Genomic DNA, 22190 nt, shown 5'->3' with positions numbered 1-22190 from the left:
ACGGAGGAGAAGCAATGCGATATCAGGAACGAGACGGCGTCTTGGCGTCCTATGGCAGAGGCGTGGCGCTGGCCGCGCTGTTGGTGCTGTGCCTTGCGCACATTGCCTACGCGGGGGCCAAGCAGCCCATGCAGTATGACAAAGCGGTCGCCCTTGGCGTTGCTGCCAGCGCGCAGGCGGCGGGAACCCTTGGCGCGCCGTGGCAGGAGCGCACCGCCATTGTCATGACCAACGCGGGCTTTGCCCTGCCGCAGGGGCTGGATACGCAGGGCTGCCTTGATGGCGTGACCCGCGCCACCGGGGCCAGCATTGGCGCGGCGCGGCTCATCACCGTGCAAAGCCGCTTTGACGCGCCGCTGTGGTTTGCCTTCTACGATGCTGGCAGCGGGCGCTGCGCCTATTTGGAGTACACCGCGCAGGACGTCCAGCAGGCCTTTGGCAAGAATAAGGCGCGCCCTGTGGCGACCACGGTGCAGGTGCGCCGCATCGAGGCAAAGTATCTTTTTGCCCATCCGGAGGAACTCAGCGCGCCGGAAGGCAAGGCGCTTTTTGGCGGCAACGCGTTTCGCATTATCACCGCCATCAATGCTGCGGACCACGGCGCGGACTCCTGCCTGCTGCGGGCCGTACAGGTGCACGACCATCTGTGCCCAGGCGTGTCCTCCGGCCTCGCCATTGCGTCCTACATCCGCGAGCACCTTGTGTCCGGGCCGGACACGAAGGTGTTCGTCCTCAGCCTGAAGCCATGGTGCAAGGAAGACGCCCTGACCACACTGCTGAATGCCACACCGGGCAAGCGCGCCTACGCCGTGCTCTATCCCACGGACGAGGAGGTCGCCGCGTGGCCGAAGCCGCTGCCCTCCGTGTGTTCCGTGGTGTTCACCAAAACGGGGGATGCGCCGTGGCACGCCACTATGCTGGGCTTTGACTTTGCCGAGGCAAAGAAGGCCTACGGCGGCGACCCCTATGGCGTCACCATTCTTGATAAGCTCCACGCGGATTTGTGGTTCATGGACAACATGGACGCGGCGCGCGGCCTTGTGACGCGGGTGAAGGACGCCGACCTTGCCCCCGGCCAGACGCCGCGCGCGCTGATGCGCCCAGGCGTGGATGTTATTTCGGCGTTGTCTGCCCTGTAGCGGGACCATTCATCACCAATTCCAATTGAGTACAGAGAGCGCCGGGCGCAGTGCAGCGCCCGGCGCGGCAAGGGGGAGCTTTCATGGTTGTGCCTGTTTCATGCAGGGCCGCGCTTATCGCGGCGGCTCTGGTGGTGTTGTGCGCCCTTCCGGCGCTGGCTGAGGATGTGGAACAGAAGGACGAGGTGCTGGACATTGGCACCGTTCACGTCATGGAGCGCGGCGCGCGTCCGGTGACGCTGGAGCCGCGCCGCGAAACCATCGACATTGAAGAGTACGAGTTGCCGGGGACGCCCGCCAGCGTTGTGGATGTGCTGCGGACGATGCCTCTGGTGGACTTCCGGCAGGAGTCGGACATGGTGCCGGAAGACGACAGCGTCTACCTGCGCGGCTTTGATTCCACGCGCTTTTCTACGGCCATGAACGGCCTGACCATCCGCCAGAGCGGCGGGCGCAAGTCCAGCAACATTGTGGACTATGGCGCGCTTATCCCACTGTGGATGATTGGCGATATTGAAATTCTGCCCGGTCCGCACTCTGCGCTGTATCCGGCCAAGAGCTTTGGCGGCGTGCTGAACATCCGCCCCCGCGTGCCCTCGCGTGAGGAGCTTCAGGACGCGCAGGTGAACTTCAGCGCGTCCTATGGCTCGTTTAACACCGCCAGCACGCACTTGGACGGCCACGGCGGTGTGGACAGCGTGTTCTACGACCTTGGCGTGCAGCGCTACACCACGGATGGCTACCTGCGCCATACCGACGCGGAGATTGATACCTTCTACGGCCGCGGCGGCTACCTGTTTGAGGATGATGGCTTTTTAACCCTCAGCTACCTGTATGTGGACGCGGACCGAAACCTTGCCGTAGCCAATGATCCGACGCAGGCCGATTTTGACGACGACTACCCCCACGTGGATAAAGACACCCCGGAATTTAGCGACTGGCAGCATCCCGCGTCCGACAAGGTCGCGCAGTCCGTGGACCTGTACTTTGTGAAGCCCACGGGCATGGGCGAAGTGTCCGTGGCCGCCTCGCACCGCACCGAGAACCGGGACCGGAAGTATGATGAGATTCCCCGCGGGGGCGGCCCCGTGCAGGACGGCTCGTGGAATACCAAGTGGGAACAGCGCGCTGTGAAGCTTATGGATGTGGTTGAAATCAACGGCGAGAACACCCTGACCGTTGGTGTGGAGGGCAGCCAGCTTTTGGACGGCTATGGCCGGACGAACTGGGATTCTGCCTACGCCAGCCACGAGCGTGTACGCACGCTGGCGGGTTTTGCCGAGCACAACTGGGACATCACCCCGCGCCTGCACCTGAGCCTTGGCGCGCGGTATGAGTCTGTGGAGACATGGACCGCCAACGTGAAGTCCAGCGGTGACAAGTGGATCAGTTACAAGGACGACTGGATTAACCGTACCTTTGACGGCTTCACCCCCAAGTCTTTCCTGACGTGGGAGCTGGACGACGTGGACGCCTCCCTGCGCGATACCAGTGTGTCTGTGGGCGTCAGCCGCATTTGGCGCGCGCCGGACTACCACGGCAATATGAACCCGCAGGGCCGCCCCACCGGCGCGTGGCTCGACCCAGAGCATGGCATGGGCTACGACCTTGTGCTTCAGCGTCGTCTGACCGGTGATATCACCATGAAGGTCGATTTCTCATATTACAAAATATACGACTATATGACATACAACCGTAGTTTCTCTGTTTTGCCGGACTATAAGGATTATCAGATCAACCTTGATGAGGTGGAACAGAAGGGCGTGGAGATTGTCCTTGGCGGGCACCTGACGGACGAGTTGGCCTTTACACTGGGCTACGCCTATATCGACATGGACTCCCTTGGCGGCGAGTTGGCCGGAGAGCAGGCCGTGGACCAGCGCGCCAAGCACCGTGTGAACGCGGGCCTCTCCTACGCGCTGACGCCCCAGACGACGCTCATCGCCAACTATCAGTTTAAGGACAAGCAAACGACGGAAATCATCAACTACGACAGAAATACGGACGTTGTGGATTCCCATACCGAGGACCTCGATGCCTTCCATCTCTTCGACTTTGCCGTGGAGCATACCCTGTTCGACGAGTGGAAGGGGCTGTCTGATGGCACGGTGAAAGTCTACGTGAACAACGCCTTTGACGAGCGGTACCAGAACGTTGACGGCTACCCCGGAACCGAACGCAACTTCGGCGTGAGCTTCTCCGTGAGCATGTAGCGCCGTGCGCCGTATGCGGCGTAGAAATGAAAAGAATTCGTCGGCCCAGCCTCGCGCCTTGTGCAGCGTGGCTGGGCCGACGTGCGTTGGTGCGGCGCGCTACTTCCCTGCGCGGGCTGTGTGTGACACGGCTCGCGCGGCGCATCCCTTGTGGACATTTCTCCCGCACTTTCATACCGTTAAAGAATCATGAAATTCTCTCTTCTTTCTGTAAGTGGTCTGAATGATGAGGACGAAGGGGACCGGGCCGAACTCCGGCGCATGTCCCGCGCCTTTTGGCGGTGCGCGCTACTTGCCTGCGTGGTGGTGTTGGCGGCGCTGTGTCTCGCTCCCGGCCGCGCGAGCGGGCAGGACGGGCCAACGGCCGAGGAGGTGGTCTCCGGCGCCATGGACTATTGGCGCGGGGAGTCGTCCATCTCCACGGTGGAGATGACCATCAGCCGTCCGGACTGGGAGCGCCGCATGACTCTGCGCGCGTGGACCCTTGGGCGCGATGACAGCGTGTTCAAGGTGCTGGCCCCAGCCAAGGACCGAAACAACGGCACCTTGAAAAAACAGCAGGAGATGTGGACCTACAACCCTAAAATCAACCGCACCATCAAAATTCCCCCTTCCATGATGGCGCAGTCGTGGATGGGGTCCGACTTCTCCAACAACGACCTCGCCAAGGCCAACAGCCTGCTGGCCGACTACACGCACACCCGCACAGGGACTTCGCAGCACGGGGGGCTGACCGTGTACCATGTGCAGTGCCTGCCAAAGCCCGCCGCGCCTGTGGTCTGGGGTAAGCAGACCCTGCGCATCCGCGAGGACTACATCCTGCTGGAGCAGGTGTTCTACGACGAGGACATGCTCCCCGTGAAGCGCATGACCGCGTCGGACATCGCCATGATGGGCGGGCGGCTGTTTCCGCGGCTGTGGGTGATGGAAAAGGTGGAGGAACCGGGCCACGTGACGCGCCTTGAGTACACGGACCTCGCCTTTGGCGTGGAGATTCCGGAGCGCTATTTCACCATCCGCTGGCTCTCCACCCCCGTGAGGGAGCGGTGAGCATGGATGTCGCCATGGCGTGGCGCAATGTGTGGCGCAATCCGCGCCGCTCCGCGCTGACCATTTTGGCCGTGGCCTTTGCGGCGGGGCTTTTGGTCTTTTCCGTGTCGTGGCAGCTTGGCACCTATGAGACGATGATTGACTCCGCCGTGCACATCCACACCGGGCACATCCAGATATTGGGCGAGGGCTATGCCAAGGAGCGGCGTATCCGTACCGTGGTGGCGGACCCTGCCGCCGTGACGGATGTGGTACGGGGCGAGGCGGGCGTTGAGGCCGTGGCGCGGCGCGCCAACGGGTTCGCCCTTGTATCGTCGGATGAGCGCACCTCCGGCGCGCTGATTGTGGGCATCCAGCCCGAGGCCGAGGCGCGTATCTCCACACTGGCGCAAACCGTGCGCAGCGGCGCGTATCTGGAAGCCGGCGACGCCAACATGGCCCTTGTGGGCGGCATCTTGGCCACAAATCTCGGCATTGGGCCGGGGGATGAACTGGTGCTGCTTGGGCAAGGGCGCGACGGCTCCATTGCGGCCACGGCGCTGACGGTGAAGGGCGTGTTCAGCACCGGGCAGGACGCCTTTGACCGCAACACCGTGCACATGCGCCTTACGGATTTTCAGGAGGTTTTTGCCATGCGCGGGGCCGTGCATGAGGTGGTGCTGTGGGCGCAGTCCTTAGCCGCGGTTCCGCCCCTGCGCGCCCGCATTGCGGCGGACCTTGAGGAGCAGGGGGTAACGGGCCTGAGCGTGATGACGTGGGACGAACTCATGCCCGGCCTGCTGCAGAGCATCCAGATGGATCTGACCAGCTCCAGCATTTTTTATCTTATTCTCATTGTGGTGGTGGCCTTCTCCATCCTGAATACTTTTGTGATGGCTGTGTTTGAGCGTACGCGGGAGTTTGGGGTGCTGATGGCCGTGGGCGCGTCGCCGTGGCGCATTGTGCGGGTGTTGCTGTACGAGTCCGCCGCGCTGTGTGTGGTGGGCATCATCCTTGGCGCCATCGGGGGCAGTGTGGTGACGCTGTATTTTCAGACCCACGGCATCTCCCTTGGCGAGGCCGGGGCCATGCTGCGGCAGTATGGCATTCCGGAGCGGATGTATCCGCAGCTGTCGCTGGTTTCCGTCATCATCGGGCCGAGTATGGTGTTTGGCATCACCATGCTCTCCGCGCTGTTTCCGGCGCTTCGCGCGCGGCGGCTGCGGCCCGTGGACGCCATGCAGGGCGGGTAGGAGGCGGCGCAATGCATATGCTTTTGGCGTGGCGCAATATCTGGCGCAATCCACGGCGGACGTGGGTTATTTTGTCCGCCGTCATCATTGGCGTGTGGTCCATGATCTTTTTTGGCGCGCTGTCGCGGGGCTTTGCCGAGGCCATGCTGGGCAACGCCATCAGCACGCTGGTGGGGCACCTGCGCGTGCACGCCACTGGCTACCACGAGGACCCGGTTCTCGACCATCGCCTTGCCGATGGCCCGGCCTTGCTGGAGACGCTGCGCGCGGCGCTTGCGCCGTCGGCGGCCATGAGCCCGCGCGTGCGGGTGAGCGCCGTGGCCTCCAACGCGCGCCATTCCACTGGCGTGTCCTTTGTGGGCATCGACCCCGAAACGGAACCGCGCGTGAGCTTTTACGGCGCGCATATACAGGCGGGCGAGGGCCTTGCCGCTGGGGATATGCGCGGCATTGTCATTGGGCATGCGCTGGCCAAGCAGTTCGAGACGCGGCCGGGGCGCAAGCTCATCCTTATGGCGCGGGATGCGTCGGGGCGCATTGCCTCGCGGGCGTTTCGCATTCGGGGCACGTACCGCGCGGAGCTGGAGGCCACGGAAAAGCGCTACGTTTTTGTCACCCTGCCTGCGGCGCAGGCCATGCTGGACCTTGGCGAGGCCGTGACGGGTGTATCCGTTGTTCTGCCCCGGCGCGCTATGGCGCAAAAGGCCGCAGAAGCGGTGCGCCGCGCCCTGCCGCAAGGGGCGCAGGTGCTCACGTGGGAGGACGTGGTACCCATGCTGCGGGCCTACCTCGAAATCTTCGAGCAGTTTTTGTACCTGTGGTATCTGGTGGTGTTTACGGCCATGGGGTTCGGCATTGTGAATACCATCCTTATGGCCGTGCTGGAGCGCATCCGCGAGTTTGGCCTGCTCAAGTCCCTTGGCTTTAAGCCCGCGTGGATACTGCGCGGGGTGCTCACCGAGGCAAGTTTGCTCCTCATCGTGGGCATGGCCCTTGGCAACGCGCTGGGCTTTGGCTGTCTGGCCCTTGTGCCGGACAGCGGGCTGAATTTGTCCTTTTTTGCCGATGGGGCGGAGTTCTTTGGCGTGCCGCGCATTGTGCATCCGCAGGTGGCCGTGCGTGATATCGTTATCGCCAACGCCGTGGTGCTGGGCCTTGGGCTGGTGGTAAGCCTCTACCCCGCCCAGCGCGCGGCGCGCATCACTCCGGTGGAAGCGCTGGCGCATACCTGAGACCGGTCCCGGAACGGACAAGGAGAGCCGCATGGCAATGGTGGTGTGCGAGGATGTGACCAAGACCTACACGCAGGGCAGTGTGCCCGTGCATGCCCTGCGGGGCGTCTCCGTCACCATAGACCGGGGGGGCTTTGTGGCCCTTGCGGGGCCGTCGGGGTCGGGCAAAACAACGCTCCTGAACCTTATCGGCGGGCTGGATGCGCCGGATTCCGGCACGGTCTCCGTTGGCGGGCGCGTGCTGTCGGACATGAGCCAGTCCGCCCTTGCGGAGCTTCGCCTGAACACCATCGGGTTTATCTTTCAGGCCTATAATCTCATCCCCGTCCTCAGCGCGCAGGAGAATGTGGAATACGTCATGCTGATGCAGGGCGTAGGCGCGCAGGAGCGCCGCCAGCGCTCGCGCGCCATCCTTGATGACGTTGGCCTTGCCGGGCTGTATGAACGCCGCCCGGCGGAGCTGTCCGGCGGACAGCAGCAGCGGGTAGCCGTGGCGCGCGCTGTGGTATCCGGTCCGTCCATCGTCCTTGCCGACGAGCCCACCGCCAACCTCGACTCCGACACCGGGCGCGGCCTGCTTGAAATGATGTGCGAGATGAACCGCCAGCGCGGGGTGACGTTTATCTTTTCCACCCATGACAGGATGGTCATGGACTACGCCCAGCGGATTATCCGCATCAAGGATGGCCGTGTGGACGGCGAGATGGGCGGGGGAAAGTAGCTATGCGCCGGGCGCTGTGTGCTGCGCTTGTCTGCCTTGCGCTGCTCGCGCCTGCGTGGGCGCGGGGGGCGGCGGTGGAGCAGGAGCTTGGCGGGCACCTCAAGGCCCGCGTGGGCACCAGCTTTCCCCGCGACGACACCCTCAGCCAAAGCGTTGGCCTGTCCCCCAACACCGACGCCAGCGTGGAGGCGCGCCTGAAGCACCGGGCCTTTCTCGGCAGCCGCGTGCATACGGAAATGCATTATGAGGTCATCGCCGGGCACAGTGAGTCCCGGCGCGACGCCCAGCGCATTGCCGACAGGTATTCCATGCTCTCCGGCGTCACCCTCGCGCCGCCTGTGGACGATTCCACTTCCTTTCTGGACCTGTCCCACGTTGCCACCGACGACGATGGGGACGTGGTGACCCACCGCATCGACAGGCTCTATGCGGCCTATACCCCCCCGTGGGGCGAGGTGCGCGTGGGGCGGCAGGCCGTGACGTGGGGGCATGGCTTTCTGTTTAATCCCATGGACCTCATTAGCCCCTTTGCGCCAACGGATATCGAGCGCGACTACAAGACCGGCGAGGATATGGTTTTTGTGCGGGTTCCGGCGGGGCGGGCGGATGTGCAGGTGATGTACGTTCCGCGCCGGGATGCGGCCACGCGGGATGTGGATTTTGAGCAGGCGTCGGTCGGCGGCAAGGTGGGCTTGGCCTTTGGTTCCACCGAGGTGGAGCTTCTGGCCGCGCGGCACTACAGGGATACCGTGGCGGGCCTTGGCCTTGTGGGCTACGCCGGGGACGCGGCGTGGCGCGTGGACGGCACATGGACGGCCCTGCACACCGCCAGCCGTGGGCGCAGCGGCTATGCGTCTGTGACAGCCAACGTGGACCGCTCGTGGGTGGCGGGGGGCAGGAACTGGTACGGCTATGTGGAACTGCACGCCAACGGCCTGTCCCGCAATGATTTTTCGGACCAGTATACGGACCCCGCCGTGGCGCGGCGCATTGCCCGTGGCGAGATGTACACCCTTGGAACGGCCTACGCCGGAGCGCATGTGGACTGCGAGGTGCATCCCCTTGTGCATGTGTTTGCCACGGGCATGGTGAACCTTGATGACGGGTCGGGCACGGCGCTGCCGGGCGTGAGCATCGACCTTGCCGACAATATGGACCTGACGGTCCACGCCAGCCTGCCCTTTGGGGATGCGGGGACGGAGTTCGGTGGCTATCCCCTGCCGGGAACGCCGCCGGGAATGGATGTGGACGTGAAGCCCGCGCGCCGGGTCAGTGCTTGGGTGGGGTGGTATTTCTAGCCCGCAGTCTTTCACCGCCCGCAGACCAAAAACGGCCCGCGCCACCAGTGGTGGTGCGGGCCGTTTGGTTGTGATGCGGGGAGGGGCCGGGTTATTCTTCCAGCGCCTCAACGATGCGGATTTCATTCAGGCGCGGGTTGATTTTGTTCAGGCGCACCTGAAAGCGCTGGCCGGGGTAGATTTTGTCGCCAAACAGCTTCTGCGGCGCGCGCAGGTAGAGCTGTTCTTCCGGCAGGGCCACGGTGACCAGCTGCCCGTCGTCCACGGCTATGGCGGAGAAGTAGTCGTGCTTGTGCTGGCTAAAGTAGACCAGCTTCCAGTACCGAGGGCGGTAGCGCTGGATGCGGCCCACGGCCTCGTTGCGGGCGTTGATGAGCGGAATCATCCGGCCGAGGCGGTCGGCGTCCAGATGCGGCTCGCCGTTTTGCAGGTAGTGGATGATTTGCGCCATGTTGAGGAGGTCCGGATAGCGGCGCAGGGGCGAGGTGATGGGGCTGTAGGCCGTCACCGCCAGCGTGGCGTGGCGCTTGGGGGACATCTCCAGGCATGTGGGGGCCATAAGGCGCACCACGCGGTAGGAGTCCTCGGGCGTGGACCACACGCCGGCGGCGTCGCCGGGCAGGGTGATGTCCTGCGTGCGGTACAGCAGCGGAATGTTTTTTTCCTGCGCCCAGCCGCCCAGTGTGGAGTTGGCCAGAATCATAAATTCGCTGACCATCAGCTGGGCCTGCGGCGTATCGGCGCGGCGCGTCATGTGGACGATGGTGTCCTTGCCTTCGCCCTCCAGCGTGATGCTGGGGTCCGGGCGGTCCACAATCACCGCGCCGTTGGCAATGCGCCTGTCGCGCAGCAGGCGGCCAAGTTCCGCACCGATGGTGAGGTTCTCGTCGGCGGAACCGTCCTCAAGGGCGGCCTCTACGGCCTCGTAGGTGCTGTTGGCGGCAAGGCGCACCCATGTGACGCGCGGTGTGGCGCGGACCAGTTCGGCCTGCGGCGTGAGCAGGCAGTCCAGCACCAGCGCGGGACGGGCTTCGCCCTCCTGCAGGCTGTACAGGCCAAGGCCATAGGACTCCGGCAGCATGTGACACGTGCCCTCGGGCAGGTACAGGCTGCTGGCGCGATCGCGTACGGCGCGGTCAAGCTCGGAGTCGAACTCCCATGTCAGCGACGGGCAGGCCAGCGCAATCTGCAGGCGCAGGGTGCCGTCCTCAAGGCGGCGGACATGGAAGGCGTCGTCAATGTCGCGGGTGGTGGCGGAGTCGATGCTGACGAAGGGAGATTCTTCGGGCTCGCGCGCCATCTCGCGGAGCTGGTTTTCGCGCAGGCGCAGCTCGGCGGAGTGCTCAAGGGACCACTCATCGCCCCAGTCGTAGCCTTCCTGCAGGAGCTGCACGTTGAAATGTTCGGGGATGATGCCCCAGGTCTGGCCCAAATACATGGGCAGGTTCGGATCGTCGGGCAGGCCCTTGCGCACGGCGTTCCAGATGGTCAGTTCCGTGGTGCCGGAGGTGTCGGCCATGGCGGCGTAGAGCACATCGCGCAGCTTGGCCGTCATTTCCTCGTCCGGATTCTTGGGCGGCACTTGGCCCTTGGTGCGTGCGTTCCACAGCGCATGGAAGAAGCTTTGGCCGGCGGCGACAACGCGTTCGCGTTCTTCCTTGGCCGCCTGCTCCACAAGGCGCTTTTCCACGGTTTCGGCGGAGTAGATTTCAAAGTCCGGGGGATTGAACTTGAAGTGGGTCTTATAGTCCAGCAGCACGTGGCCCATGGCGGCCACCTGATCAATGTCCGGCTCGTCCCAGATAAGCCCGGCAAACCACTCCGTGGTGGCGCGGTCCAGCTCGCCCTGACTCAGGTCCCAGATTTCCTTGGGGTCGATGTCTTTGGCAAGGGCGTCGCGTCGCTCCTGGTGGTGGCGCAGGCGCTCCATGATTTCCTCGCGGTTCAGCCCGCTGTTTTCTGCGGGGCCGGTCCACGGCAACAGGCGAGCGCCGGGGAGCTTCATTTCCCTGCTGGTGATGGTCAGCACACGGTAGCGGCCGGACTGGTCTTCCAGAACCCAGGCCAGATTGGGCCGGTTGCCGTGCATAAATTCGACAATGCACCCGGATGCGGGGTGTCGTACGATGGGTGAGCTCATAAGTCCTTTTTGCCTTTACGGCCGCGCGGTGGTGCCGTGCGGCCTTCTTTCCCGATCCGGATTCGTACCAGTCGGCCCGCCCGGGGAGTGGGGCGGAAGCGTCGCGCTCCGGGCGGAGGGCCCGGAAGGTGAGAGGAACGCGGCGGCGGAGCACCGCCGCCGCGGGTATCAGTCTAGTGCTTAAAGGAGCGCTGGCCCGTAAAGACCATGGCAACCTGCGGCGAAGCCTCGTTCACGGCGGTGATGACTTCCCAGTCGCGGATGGAGCCGCCGGGCTGGGCAATGGCGGTGATGCCCTGCTCAAGGGCCACGTCCACGCCGTCACGGAAGGGGAAGAACCCGTCGGAAACCAGCACGGAACCGGCAAGGCCGCCTTTGGCCTCGCGGGTGCGGGCCTCGATGTCCGCCAGCTTGGCCGCGGCGTCGTCGTCGGTCTTGGCCTTCAGCTTCAGCTCGTACAGGGAGCAGCCTTCCTCGTCAGAGGCCAGCAGGTCCGCGTACTTGGTGTAGGCCTTGTGGATGGTCAGCTCCACGCAGCCCACGCGGTCCTGTTCGCCGGTGCCGATGGCGGTGGTTACGCCGTCCTTCACAAAGATGACGGAGTTGGAGGTCACGCCGGCCTCCACGGCCCAGGCAAACAGCAGGTCGTCGGCCTCGCGGGCGTCGGGCTGGCGGGCGATGAAGGTGTTGCCGTCCTTTTCCGCTTCGGCGGGGATGAAGTCCTCCGCGCTGAGGATGCGGTTGCGGAAGGACAACTGGGCCACCACGCCGCCGTCGGACAGGCTCTTCAGGTCAAGGAAGGGCACGCCGATCAGCTTGTCCAGCTCGGCAAGGCCGGGGATCTGCAGGATGCGCAGGTTCTTGCGTTTTTTGAGGGTGGCAAGGCTGCTCCCCTCAAAGGCCGGAGCGGCCACCACTTCAAAGTACGAGGAGTTGATCAGCTCGGCGGTTTCGTCGTCGATGGGGCGGTTGACGATAACCGCGCCGCCAAAGGCCGCGATGCGGTCCGCGTGGAAGGCGCGCTCCACGGCGGCGGCGATGCCGTCTTCGGTCCATGCTGCGCCGCTGGGATTGTTGTGCTTGAGGATGACGGCGGCGGGCTTGGCAGTGAGGTACTGCAAAATATTGATGCCGTTATCCACATCCGTCAGATTAATCTTGCCGGGATGCTTGCCAGCCTGGAGCATATGTTCCTCGGTCAGGGCGGAGACAAGGCCCTCGCCCGCTGCGCGGAAGGAAACGCCGTCCAGTTCCAGTCCGCCGCCTGTCAGTTCGAACAGGGCTGCGGGCTGGTCGGGGTTTTCGCCGTACCGCAGGCCTTTTTCCTCGCCGTCCAGCGTCCAGGTGCGCTTGGTAAAGCGCAGTTCCTGATCGCCGATGCGCAGGCTCATTTCACTGGGAAACGGGTCCTGCGTGAGGGTGCGGTACATCTTTTTCAGGTCGCTCATGGCCGGGTCTCCTCGGATTTACGTGGTGAAGAAGTGCTGTTACCATACCGCCGCTCGTGGGGCAATTTGCCAAAGTCCCCACGGGGCGCACACAATCAGAAGACAACGCAGACTTGGAGATAGACGTGGAGAAGGCGCTTTCGAAGCTGGCCCAGAAGCTTATGGCCTATGATCAGGATTCCCTTGCCAACCTTTGGGAGAAGTACGCAGAAATCGTTCAGCAGTACGAACCCACAAAACGCTGGGAAGAGGCCGTCATCATCCTTGGCCTCATCCAGACCGTGTGCTGGAAGAACCAGCTCTTCAACTACCACTGGAAGGAGCGGGCAACTCCCGGCGACGAACCCGTCCCCCCGGCGCAAAGCATGAGTAACCCCTTCCTAAAGGACGGAGGAACTGGCGGTAAACGCGGCAAGCTGCTGCGCTTCCGGCCGCGAAAGGACGACGAGTCCGTGTAGGATGTAGTAGTAGTAGCGGATCTTTTCCACATAGTGCACCACCTCGTATCCTCGCGTATATCCATACTTCGCATTCCTGTAATACTTTTCGTATGACAACTTGGGGAACACAGCCTTGAGTTCCCGCCATGACGAGCCTGTTCCGCCAAGAGCGTGGGACAGGCGTATGGCGTCGCTCACATGGCCACGCCCACGGTTGTAGGCGGCCAGTGTGAAGAACCAGCGGTCAAAGAACGAAAGGTCCATGTCATCGAAGCCGCGGTACAGCTGCTTGAGGTAACGCGCGCCGCCCTTGATGCTTTCAAAGGGGTCGTTGCGGTTCACGCCCAGTTCCCGGGCCGTGGTGCGCGTAATCTGCAGCAGTCCGCGCACGCCCGTCTTGCTGCGGGCGTGTGGGTCAAAACGCGATTCCTGATAGATCACTGCCACAAGAAGAAGCGGGTCAATGCCGTTCTCCCGCGCTGCCGCAAGGATTTCATCCTCGTAGCGCGGCAGTTTGTTGCGCAGCGTCTTCAGAAGGTGATACAGTTCGTAATAATCCGTTTTTTCGGGCAGAAAGCCGAAATATTTTTCATACAGCGCGCGGTAGGTGCCGTTGTCCATGGTGCGGGTCCAAAAGTCCGCAAGGGCGCGGGCCAGCTCGGGCGAGCGCTCGCTCCAGAACCACCGGTATTCAATGGAACCGGGCAGTTTCTTTGTGCTTTGTATGGTATGGTAAAAGGGTTGCAAAAGCCGGAAGCGTCCGCTGTCCACCAGCGCGGCCGAGGGGCCGCCGTTGTCCAGCGAGTCCAGCACCGGCTGCAGGGCCGTGTCCGGCGGGGCAACAGGCGTAGGCGCGCAGCCGTCCTGCGTGGAATGCGCTGCGGCGGAGGCCGCAACCAGTGCGGGGGCACACGCCACCAGAACCGAGCCGCAGGTTTCGGCAGGGTCCGGCGCGCCCTTGGCGCGGATGAGCATGGGGGCAAATTGCGCGTAGGCCGGGCCAGCGGCAATGGGCACGTCAAGGCTGTCCGGCGGGTTGGAGCCAAGCCCCAGCACCACGTCGGCTTCGCCGTTGCGGACCATCTCCCACGCGTCGTCCCAGGAGTTGGTTTTTTTCCAGACCCACTGCATGCCGTTTTGGCGGCAGAAGGAGTCGAGCAGCTCTTGCTCGAACCCTGGGCCATAAGGGGAGAGCCCGCCTTCGACCCATTTAAGGGCCGGGGCGGCAACCCGGAGTTTCGGGGGTGCGTCAGTGCCGCGCCAACTGAATGTCAGCGCCAACTGGACGAGCACGATGGACGTGATGGCCACAGCCACCCACAATCCGGGGCGTGCAAATATTTTCGCATGTCGTTTCATAGGCCTCCATCCTCACGGATGAACTAGCAAAAAGCCTACCAAGGGATATCAGATTGTAATATTGACTTTATCGACAGCGTTTTTTAGGTAGGAATGCATTTTGCCGTGTGTCGCGGCAAAAAAGCGCGCGGAAAGCAGCGCTTCTTACAGAAGGAGAGAGAAATGTCAAATGTTGTTGTAATGGGCGCCCAGTGGGGAGACGAGGGGAAGGGAAAAATCGTCGACCTGCTTACAGAAGACGCAGACGTAATTGTGCGTTTTCAGGGCGGAAACAACGCCGGACACACCCTTGTGGTTGATGGAGAGCAGCACATTCTCCATCTCATCCCCTCCGGCATCCTCCACCAGGAAAAGGCTTGTCTCATTGGTAACGGCGTGGTCCTCGACCCCGTTGTGTTCCTTGAGGAAGTCGACAAACTCGCAGCCAAGGGCATCAACGTTGCCCCGGGTCGTTTGCTTGTCAGCAAAAAGACCCAGGTCATCATGCCTTATCATAAACTCCTCGACGGAGCGCGTGAAACGCAAAAGAGCGACGAGCACAAGATCGGCACCACCGGTCGTGGCATCGGTCCTTGCTACGAGGACAAGATGGCCCGCATCGGCATTCGCGCCAGCGACTTTGCCGACATGAAGCTCTTTAAGGCCAAGATCGAGCGCGCCCTTGTGGAGAAGAACGCCCTGTTCACGGCCCTGTACGGCATGGAGCCGCTCAAGGTCGAGGACGTGTTCAATGAGATGAAGCCCGTGGCCGAGCGAATGCAGGCCTACGTTGGCGACGTGGCCGGCCGCATCGGCGAGGCCATGGACGCCGGAAAGGGCGTGCTGTTTGAAGGCGCGCAGGGAACGCATCTGGACATCGACCACGGGACCTATCCCTTCGTCACCTCGTCCAACACCGTTTCCGGCAACGCCGCCGCAGGCAGCGGTTGTGCACCCAACCGTCTGGACCGCATCCAGGCCGTGGTCAAGGCCTACACCACCCGCGTTGGTGCAGGACCCTTCCCCACCGAGCTGGACGACGCCGACGGCACGCATCTGCAGCAGACCGGCGCTGAGTTTGGTGCCACCACCGGCCGTACCCGCCGCTGTGGCTGGCTGGACCTTGTGGTCCTGCGCGAGTCCGTGCGCCTCAATGGCCCCACCGGCATCGCCATGACCAAGCTGGACGTGCTGGGCGGCCTGCAGACCATTAAGCTCTGCACCGCTTACACCTACAAGGGCGAGCAGATTCTCTATCCCCCGCAGGAAGAGAACGGCCTCGCCGACGTCACCCCCGTGTACGAAGAGCTCCCCGGCTGGACCGAGGACATCAGCTCCGCCCGCACGTGGGACGACCTGCCCGAAAACGCGCAGAACTACGTTCGCCGCGTTGAGGAAGTGCTTGGCACCCCGGTGTCCATCATTTCCGTCGGCCCCGGCCGCGAGCAGACCATCTGCCGCTAATGCCGGACCTATCGTAGAGAGGTTTGGGGCGCTCCGCACGACAAGCGGGGCGCCCCTTTTTTGTCCGCGCATCCCCCGCGCGCCGCGTGGCTTGCAGGACGCGCGCGGAATCGGTATATGTTGCGGCTTGACCGGGCGCTGTGGACGCGCCCTCAATGACACACGAATTTTCTACCGCGAAACGGAAGGGTTCCGGGGAAAGGAAAGCCCCAGTCCGCACGACGGAGGCTCCCCTTTCCCCGGTGCCGGAGGCACATATGCTCGATATCAAGTTCATCCGAAAGAATCTGGATGTGGTGAAGGACGCCCTCGACAAGCGCAGGGCCAAGGTGGACGTGGACGCATTCCTCGCCCTTGACGAACGCCGCCGTGAACTGCTGGCCGAGGTGGAACGCCTCAAGGCCGAGCGCAACGCCACCTCCAAGGAAGTCGGCCAGCGCAAGCGAAACGGCGAAGACGCCGACGACTTGGTCGCCCGCATGGGCGAGGTCAACGACCGCATCAAGGAACTGGACGGCGAACTCAAGGGCGTGGATGACGACGTGCACGCATGGCTCATGGCCGTGCCCAACATCCCCCACGAGTCCACCCCCGAAGGCGCAGGCGAAGACGACAACCCGCAGGTTGCCATCTGGGGCGAGAAACCCCAGCTGGACTTCGCCCCCAAAGAGCACTGGGAACTCGGCGTTGAGCTTGGCGGCCTTGATTTCGACCGCGCCGCACGCCTCACCGGCAGCCGTTTTGCCGTTTACCGCGGCTGGGCCGCACGTCTTGAGCGCGCCATCGCCCAGTTTATGCTGGACGTGCAGACCGACGAGCACGGCTACGAGGAATGCATCACCCCCTACATGGTCAACCGCGAGACCATGACCGGCACCGGCCAGCTGCCCAAGTTCGAAGAGGATCTCTTCAAGCTTGAAGGCTGGGACTACTTCATGATTCCCACCGCCGAAGTGCCGCTGACCAACCTCTACGCCGGTGAACTGCTCACCGAAGACGACGTGCCCCAGCGCTTCACCGCCTTCACCCCCTGCTTCCGCAGCGAAGCCGGGTCCTACGGCAAGGACACCAAGGGCCTCATCCGTCAGCACCAGTTCCACAAGGTCGAAATGGTGCGCATCGAAAAGCCCGAGGACTCCTACGACGCCCTTGAGGAAATGCGCATGCACGCCGAGACCATCCTGCGCAAGCTCAACCTGCACTATCGCGTGGTGGCCCTGTGCACCGGCGATATCGGCTTCTCCGCCACCAAGACCTACGATCTGGAAGTGTGGCTGCCCGGGCAGGACAAGTACCGCGAAATTTCCTCCTGCTCCAACTGCGAGGACTTTCAGGCGCGCCGTATGAACATGCGCTTCCGCCGCAAAGGCGAGAAAAAGAGCGAGTACGTGCATACCCTCAACGGCTCCGGACTCGCCGTGGGGCGTACCCTCGTCGCCGTGCTGGAGAACTACCAGCAGGCCGACGGCTCCGTGGTCATCCCCGAAGCCCTGCGCCCCTACATGGGCGGCCTTGAAGTCATCCGCCCGAAAGCGTAAAATACATTTCTTCCCGCCCAGCCTTTTTGCGCATGTCATGCTGGTTTCGGCCAAAATGAAAAAGTGCGAAAAATGTGCTTGACAGGGAAGGCCTGAGGGCATACAAACTGCTCCCTCAGCGGGCCGTTAACTCAGTCGGTAGAGTATCTGCCTTTTAAGCAGAGAGTCACTGGTTCGAGCCCAGTACGGCCCACCACGTCCCCATCGTCTAGCTGGCCTAGGACGTCGGCCTCTCACGCCGATAACAGGGGTTCAAATCCCCTTGGGGACGCCAAGGACAAAATAAGGCTTACGTGTTTCACGTAAGCCTTTTTTGCGTCTATCGCCCAGCCAGCCGCCCGCGCCCAGACTGAGGGTGAGGGGCCGTCTGACCGTCTGTCCGCCGCCGCTGGTGCGGCAGGAGACAATCGCAAGACCTAACGCGCAGAGGAAAAACCTCTGCGCGTTTTTTTTGTGCGTGTGGCAGGGGTACTGCTGTGGCAGCGGGCTGTGCCCGTGGGGAAGCGACGTGTTGTGGCGGCGGGAGTGGGGGAAGGTGCGGTGAGGAAGAATTGCCTCCGGCGGTTTAAGGGCCATCGGCCCTTAAAAATCCCGAGTGCGCACAGACCGGTTGCTTTTGGATGGGGCGGTCGTCACCCCTGACGGCTCTCGTCCGTGTTTATGGGGAGAGATTTTTTGGGGGGCGTTGGCGCTGAGCGAAGGGCGGTGAGAATCCCTGTTCGGGCGTTCCCATGGAAAGAAGACAGAAGAACCCGCCCACCCACCCTTATTTTTCGGGCGGCTTCCGCCCGAAAAATCCTGGGGATTGTTAAGGGAATCATTCCCTTAACCCGCCGGAGGCCCTCTTCCTCTCCTTGCCCTCGCTTTTTCCTTCTCTGCCCCACGGCACGCCCCGTGCAACATTGCGCATGCAATGGTATGCACTGTTAGTCTCTGTGCCTGTTTGAGGGCGAAAGTGAAAATGGGCGTTGTGGAAAACGTGTGTTTTTGTGTACAGTTATAGTGAGTCTCTACCATGGGCGCTGTGCGGCGTGCAGAGGGGTGAGGTCAATGCATTGACCCTGTGTGGCGGGGCTTTGTGCTGTGGGGGGTGGGTATGAAGGTGATAATTGTGCGGGTGTTTTGCACGTGTGATGGCGGGGCGCTGTCATGATGGCGACGCCCCATGCGCTGATAGGCGTTGCACTGGCTGTGGGGACGCGCCGCTTTGTGCTGGGTGCGGTGCTGGCGGTTGCGGCGCATTTGGTGGTGGACATCGCGCCGAGTTGGGAGCCGTGGTTTTTGACTCCGGAGCAGGGCGCGTTGGTTTTGGTGGACGGCATGCTGATGTGCACGTTGGTGTGGGGCGCGTGTCAGGAGTGCACGGGGCGGATGCGGCTGCTGGTGCTGACGGGCGCGGTGTTTGGGATTGTTCCGGACCTGCTCCACTTTGTGTGGATGACGGGAGCAGGCTGGTGGTGGCTGGAGGCGTTTGAGCGGGTGCATCAGGGGATACAGCACCCGGCCCCGCGTGTGGCGTCCTTGGCGGCGCAGTATGGCGTTGTGTGGGTGATGTGGGAATATGTGAGCCGCCGTGTGCGGCGGGACGCGAAAGAGGGAGCCGCGCGATGACAGCTTGTGTTGAGTGTCCGTTTGCCATTGTGTCCACCCAGCGCTCGGGGAGCGCGTACCTTGGTTCCGTGTTGTCGGCGCATCCGGATGTGACGGTGGCTCCGGAGGTGTTCTTGGGGCAGGGGATGCGGACGCCGGAGAATTTTTATGCGTACTGGGCGGGCTGGGTGCAGAGCGACCCGAAACACCTTGCGCCGCCGCAGTGCATGACCGTGGTGCGGACGTATCTGGACGGGCTGTTTGCCTCGGCAGAGGACGAGCGCGCCAAGGGCTTTGCCCTGAAGTACGACCAAATTCCGTTGGTGCCGGGGCTGATGGAAATTTTGCAGGAACGCGGCGTGCGCATGGTGCACCTGATTCGCCTGAATGTGCTGGAGAGCATTGTCTCGTCGGTACGCAATCATTTGCGGGTGTCCGGCGGCGGGCGCGCGCATGGAACGGGCCCGATGGACCCACCGCAAGTGCATATTGAGGCGGATCGGCTGGCGGCGGGCATTGCGCGGCGCGTGGCGGAGATAGAGCAAAACCGCAAGGCCCTGCGCTCGCGGTTTGCCTCGCACGAGGTGCACCTTGAGGCCTGCGCCAAGGACCGGGAGGACCCCGGTGGGTGTAACGCGCAGGTGCTGCGGGGGCTGGAGGAGTTTTTGGGCGTAGCGCCGCAGACGGACCTGCGCACCACGCTGCGAAGCTCCGGCCGGGGCCTTGGCGAGATGATCAGCAATTTTGACGAGGTGCGCGAGGTGCTGTCCGGGACGGACTGGGAGCACATGACGCAGCCGGCGGGCGCCTTGCCGCGCCCGGCGCTGCGGGAGGATATGCCTTTAGACTCATGGCATGCGCTGTGTTCGTGCCTGTGCCGTGTGGAGCGGATGCTGGAGGGCGGGCGCGCGCGTGAGGCGGAGCACCTGCTGGGCGGACTGCGCCAATCCATGCCGGATGAGGGCGCGGTGGCGGCGGCGCTGGCCACGGTGGTGCTGGAGCGCGGCGACATTGGCCGCAGCGTCAGCCTGTACCGCATCGCCCTGCACCTTAACCCGCAGGATGCGTACTCTGCGGCGCGGCTTCAGGCGCTCCAGCCCGGCGCGGCGCAGGAGAGCGCTTCGTGAAGCTGTGGCTGGTGAATTATGAACTGCCGCCCCTTGGCGCTGGCGCGGGCAACGCGACGGCGCACCTTGCGCGGGAGCTGGCGCGTATGGGGCATAGCATCACGGTGCTGACGGCGGCCTACGGCGGCTTGCCGCGCCGGGAGCGGCGCGACGGGTACGATGTGCTGCGCGTGGCTTGCCTGCGCCGCCGCAAGGACCGCTCCACCCCCTTTGAGATGGCAACCTTTGCCCTCAGCGCCAGCCTGCGCATGCTGACCCAGCGTGCGCGCCCGGATGTGGTCATCGCGTTCTTTGGCTTTCCGTCCGGTCCGGTGGCGGCAACCCTGCGCCGGATTGGCGGCGTGCCGTATATCATTTCCCTTCGCGGCGGTGACGTGCCGGGGCACCCGCCCAAGCGGCTGGAGCGCCCGCACAGGGTCCTGCGTCCGTTTTTGGTGCGCCTGTGGCGCGGGGCCTTCGCTGTGACGGCCCCGAGCCGGGGGCTGGCGGACATGGCGCGGCGCTCCGCGCCGGAGCTTGCTGTCCATGTCATCCCCAACGGCGTGGACTGCGCGGCCTTTGCGCCGCCGGAGGCGGGGCGTGATGGGGCGACTGGCGGCGTAGGGCATGAGGGGCACCGCATTCTGTTTTCAGGCCGCCTGAGCGACAAGAAGCAGGTGAAGGACCTTGTGGCGGCTGTGGCGGGGCTGGATGGCCCGTGGACCCTGACCCTTGCCGGAGACGGCCCGCGCCGGGCGGACCTTGAGGCGCAGGTGGCGGCGTGCGGCTGCGCGGACCGGGTGACGTTTCTGGGCTGGGTGGACCGGGCGCGCCTGCCGGAGGTCTACGCGGCGGCGGATGTTTTTGCTTTCCCCTCGCAGGGGGAGGGGCTGCCCAATACGGTGCTGGAGGCCATGGCCAGCGGCCTGCCCGTGGTGGCAACGCAGGTGTGCGGTACGGACGAGCTGGTCACGCACGGGGAGACGGGCATCCTGTACCCGTTGGGCGATGTGGACGCCCTGCGCGCGGGCCTGAGGCGGCTCTTGGACGATGCGGCTCTGCGGCGGCGCTATGGCGCGGCGGGGCGGAGGCGTGTGGAGCAGGATTTTTCATGGACAACAAACGCGGAGCAGTACGCCGTCCTGTGCCGGGACGCCATGCTGGAACCCGCGTCATACAAGGCCGGATAACCAATTGACGACCGCGCCGGACACGCGCGGACGGAGGACCTGAATGCGAGTGCTTGTCCCAACGGCTGGACGCCGCAATATCCTGCTGGATGCCATCCGGCAATGCCCGCAGGTGACGCGGCTGGTGACGACGGAAATCGACTACACCGCACCGGGCGTCATTGCGGCGGACGTATGCTACCGGGTGCCGCCCTCCGGCGCGCCGACCTATCTGGACGCCGTGGAATCCATCTGCCGCAGGGAAGGTATAACGCATATCCTGCCGCTGGCGGACCTTGATTTGGAGCGCTTTGCCGCCCAGCGCGAGCGCTTTGGGGCGCTTGGCGCCAGCGTGGTGTGCGCGCCTCAGGATACGGTGACCCTGTGCATGGACAAGTGGCGCACGCATTCCTTTCTGCGCGAGTTGGACATCCCCCTGCCGTGGACCGCGCCCTTGCCGGATGCGGCGGCGGCCCCGGAGCGTGTGCCCTTTCCCGTGTGCCTGAAGCCGGGGCATGCGGGCATGAAGAATTCGCCGGACTATTTCTTCCAGCGCCTTGAGACCCCGGAGGAGCTTGCCACGTGGCTGGAACGCCTTGGTGACAGGGCGCCGCGGTATCTGGTGCAGGAGCATTTGGAGGGGCGGCGGGAGCTGAATGTGGATTTCTTTGCCATCCGCGGCAGTGTGCGGCGGGTGGTGGTGCTGCACCGCCACGGCTGGGGCGCGGGGGGCGGCATTACGCGGGGGACCACTGTGCCCTGTCCGCCGGAGGTGGCGTTCATGACGCAGCGCCTTGTTGCCGCCCTGAGCTATGACGGCCCCGGCAACTTTCAGGTGTGGACCGACGACAGCGGCGGCTACGCGGTGACGGAAATCAACCCCCGGTTTTCCAATTCATCGGCCCTTGTGGGCATCCCTGCGGGGGAGAACTTTTTCCGGCATCTGTTCGACGTGCTGGCGGGCGGAGACGTGCCGCCGCGCACGAATGGATACGCCATGCTGACGGTGACCTGCGCCTACGCGCCGCGGGTGGTGAGTGATGAAGCCCTCGTGGACCCCTTTGCCTGAGGA

The 22190-nt window shown here is 63.7% G+C and carries 17 protein-coding genes and 2 tRNA genes; 16 read left to right on the top strand and 3 right to left on the bottom strand.

Going from position 1 to position 22190, the window contains the following annotated elements:
- The first annotated feature begins 14 nt into the window (after window positions 1-14).
- From ACI3L3_RS16040 to ACI3L3_RS16010, 7 genes are all read left to right on the top strand, one after another.
- Window positions 15-1139, top strand: a complete 1125-nt coding sequence (locus tag ACI3L3_RS16040) for an FmdE family protein (RefSeq protein WP_404846163.1) — start codon at window positions 15-17, stop codon at window positions 1137-1139.
- An 83-nt stretch (window positions 1140-1222) separates the two neighbouring features.
- Window positions 1223-3352: a TonB-dependent receptor gene (locus ACI3L3_RS16035; RefSeq protein WP_404846162.1), complete on the top strand. Its 2130-nt coding sequence runs from the start codon at window positions 1223-1225 to the stop codon at window positions 3350-3352.
- Window positions 3353-3541: 189 nt separating this feature from the next.
- A complete protein-coding gene (locus ACI3L3_RS16030; protein ID WP_404846161.1) occupies window positions 3542-4402 on the top strand; it encodes an outer membrane lipoprotein-sorting protein in 861 nt (286 codons plus the stop codon).
- A 2-nt stretch (window positions 4403-4404) separates the two neighbouring features.
- Window positions 4405-5634 carry an ABC transporter permease gene (locus ACI3L3_RS16025; protein ID WP_404846160.1) on the top strand — a complete coding sequence of 410 codons (1230 nt, stop codon included), beginning with the start codon at window positions 4405-4407 and terminating at the stop codon, window positions 5632-5634.
- An 11-nt stretch (window positions 5635-5645) separates the two neighbouring features.
- A complete protein-coding gene (locus tag ACI3L3_RS16020) occupies window positions 5646-6866 on the top strand; it encodes an ABC transporter permease (protein WP_404846159.1) in 1221 nt (406 codons plus the stop codon).
- Between the two features lie 31 nt (window positions 6867-6897).
- Window positions 6898-7587, top strand: a complete 690-nt coding sequence (locus ACI3L3_RS16015; protein WP_404846158.1) for an ABC transporter ATP-binding protein — start codon at window positions 6898-6900, stop codon at window positions 7585-7587.
- A gap of 2 nt (window positions 7588-7589) precedes the next feature.
- Complete coding sequence (locus ACI3L3_RS16010) at window positions 7590-8885, top strand: hypothetical protein (protein ID WP_404846157.1); 1296 nt, start codon at window positions 7590-7592, stop codon at window positions 8883-8885.
- 91 nt (window positions 8886-8976) lie between these two features.
- Here ACI3L3_RS16010 and ACI3L3_RS16005 read toward each other — a convergent pair whose 3' ends face one another.
- A complete protein-coding gene (locus ACI3L3_RS16005) occupies window positions 8977-11025 on the bottom strand; it encodes a ribonuclease catalytic domain-containing protein (protein WP_404846156.1) in 2049 nt (682 codons plus the stop codon).
- 173 nt (window positions 11026-11198) lie between these two features.
- Window positions 11199-12473 carry an IMP cyclohydrolase gene (locus ACI3L3_RS16000; protein WP_404846155.1) on the bottom strand — a complete coding sequence of 425 codons (1275 nt, stop codon included), beginning with the start codon at window positions 12471-12473 and terminating at the stop codon, window positions 11199-11201.
- A 125-nt stretch (window positions 12474-12598) separates the two neighbouring features.
- Between ACI3L3_RS16000 and ACI3L3_RS15995 the strand changes: the two genes are divergently transcribed.
- On the top strand, window positions 12599-12931 hold the full coding sequence (locus ACI3L3_RS15995; RefSeq protein WP_404846154.1) for a hypothetical protein: 333 nt from the start codon (window positions 12599-12601) through the stop codon (window positions 12929-12931).
- On the opposite strand, the gene ACI3L3_RS15990 is transcribed toward ACI3L3_RS15995, so the two are convergent.
- Complete coding sequence (locus ACI3L3_RS15990; RefSeq protein WP_404846153.1) at window positions 12854-14272, bottom strand: transglycosylase SLT domain-containing protein; 1419 nt, start codon at window positions 14270-14272, stop codon at window positions 12854-12856. The genes ACI3L3_RS15995 and ACI3L3_RS15990 overlap by 78 nt on opposite strands.
- Window positions 14273-14434: 162 nt before the next feature.
- Here ACI3L3_RS15990 and ACI3L3_RS15985 point away from each other — a divergent pair, with 162 nt between their 5' ends.
- The 8 genes from ACI3L3_RS15985 (at window position 14435) to ACI3L3_RS15950 (ending at window position 22187) form a co-directional block, all read left to right on the top strand.
- Window positions 14435-15715 carry an adenylosuccinate synthase gene (locus ACI3L3_RS15985; protein WP_404846152.1) on the top strand — a complete coding sequence of 427 codons (1281 nt, stop codon included), beginning with the start codon at window positions 14435-14437 and terminating at the stop codon, window positions 15713-15715.
- A gap of 257 nt (window positions 15716-15972) precedes the next feature.
- A complete protein-coding gene (gene serS, locus ACI3L3_RS15980) occupies window positions 15973-17253 on the top strand; it encodes a serine--tRNA ligase (RefSeq protein ID WP_404846151.1) in 1281 nt (426 codons plus the stop codon).
- Window positions 17254-17373: 120 nt separating this feature from the next.
- Window positions 17374-17449: transfer RNA gene (locus ACI3L3_RS15975), tRNA-Lys, on the top strand.
- 1 nt (window position 17450) lies between these two features.
- Window positions 17451-17527: transfer RNA gene (locus ACI3L3_RS15970), tRNA-Glu, on the top strand.
- 875 nt (window positions 17528-18402) lie between these two features.
- On the top strand, window positions 18403-18864 hold the full coding sequence (locus tag ACI3L3_RS15965; protein WP_404846150.1) for a hypothetical protein: 462 nt from the start codon (window positions 18403-18405) through the stop codon (window positions 18862-18864).
- Entirely contained in the window at window positions 18861-19970 is a 1110-nt protein-coding gene (locus tag ACI3L3_RS15960) for a hypothetical protein (RefSeq protein ID WP_404846149.1), read from the top strand. The genes ACI3L3_RS15965 and ACI3L3_RS15960 overlap by 4 nt, the downstream gene beginning before the upstream one ends.
- On the top strand, window positions 19967-21139 hold the full coding sequence (locus ACI3L3_RS15955; RefSeq protein ID WP_404846148.1) for a glycosyltransferase family 4 protein: 1173 nt from the start codon (window positions 19967-19969) through the stop codon (window positions 21137-21139). Before ACI3L3_RS15960 ends, ACI3L3_RS15955 begins: the two co-directional genes overlap by 4 nt.
- Before the next feature lie 43 nt (window positions 21140-21182).
- The gene (locus ACI3L3_RS15950) at window positions 21183-22187 is read left to right on the top strand and encodes an ATP-grasp domain-containing protein (RefSeq protein ID WP_404846147.1); all 1005 of its coding nucleotides are present in this window, start codon (window positions 21183-21185) and stop codon (window positions 22185-22187) included.
- Window positions 22188-22190 lie beyond the last annotated feature (3 nt).

The sequence above is a fragment of the Desulfobaculum sp. SPO524 genome (genome assembly GCF_044987625.1).
Taxonomy (GTDB): Bacteria; Desulfobacterota; Desulfovibrionia; order Desulfovibrionales; family Desulfovibrionaceae; genus Desulfobaculum.
Note: the sequence above shows the minus strand (reverse complement) of the source record. Positions and strands in the feature narration are given on the sequence as shown.

Coding starts and splice junctions, on each gene's coding strand:
- ACI3L3_RS16015 (WP_404846158.1), top strand. CDS start 6,898: ATGGCAATGGTGGTGTGCGAGGATGTGACCAAGACCTACACGCAGGGC.
- ACI3L3_RS16000 (WP_404846155.1), bottom strand. CDS start 12,473: ATGAGCGACCTGAAAAAGATGTACCGCACCCTCACGCAGGACCCGTTT.
- ACI3L3_RS16005 (WP_404846156.1), bottom strand. CDS start 11,025: ATGAGCTCACCCATCGTACGACACCCCGCATCCGGGTGCATTGTCGAA.
- ACI3L3_RS16040 (WP_404846163.1), top strand. CDS start 15: ATGCGATATCAGGAACGAGACGGCGTCTTGGCGTCCTATGGCAGAGGC.
- ACI3L3_RS15965 (WP_404846150.1), top strand. CDS start 18,403: ATGATGGCGACGCCCCATGCGCTGATAGGCGTTGCACTGGCTGTGGGG.
- ACI3L3_RS15990 (WP_404846153.1), bottom strand. CDS start 14,272: ATGAAACGACATGCGAAAATATTTGCACGCCCCGGATTGTGGGTGGCT.
- ACI3L3_RS16030 (WP_404846161.1), top strand. CDS start 3,542: ATGAAATTCTCTCTTCTTTCTGTAAGTGGTCTGAATGATGAGGACGAA.
- serS (WP_404846151.1), top strand. CDS start 15,973: ATGCTCGATATCAAGTTCATCCGAAAGAATCTGGATGTGGTGAAGGAC.
- ACI3L3_RS15950 (WP_404846147.1), top strand. CDS start 21,183: ATGCGAGTGCTTGTCCCAACGGCTGGACGCCGCAATATCCTGCTGGAT.
- ACI3L3_RS15985 (WP_404846152.1), top strand. CDS start 14,435: ATGTCAAATGTTGTTGTAATGGGCGCCCAGTGGGGAGACGAGGGGAAG.
- ACI3L3_RS16025 (WP_404846160.1), top strand. CDS start 4,405: ATGGATGTCGCCATGGCGTGGCGCAATGTGTGGCGCAATCCGCGCCGC.
- ACI3L3_RS15960 (WP_404846149.1), top strand. CDS start 18,861: ATGACAGCTTGTGTTGAGTGTCCGTTTGCCATTGTGTCCACCCAGCGC.
- ACI3L3_RS16010 (WP_404846157.1), top strand. CDS start 7,590: ATGCGCCGGGCGCTGTGTGCTGCGCTTGTCTGCCTTGCGCTGCTCGCG.
- ACI3L3_RS16020 (WP_404846159.1), top strand. CDS start 5,646: ATGCATATGCTTTTGGCGTGGCGCAATATCTGGCGCAATCCACGGCGG.
- ACI3L3_RS16035 (WP_404846162.1), top strand. CDS start 1,223: ATGGTTGTGCCTGTTTCATGCAGGGCCGCGCTTATCGCGGCGGCTCTG.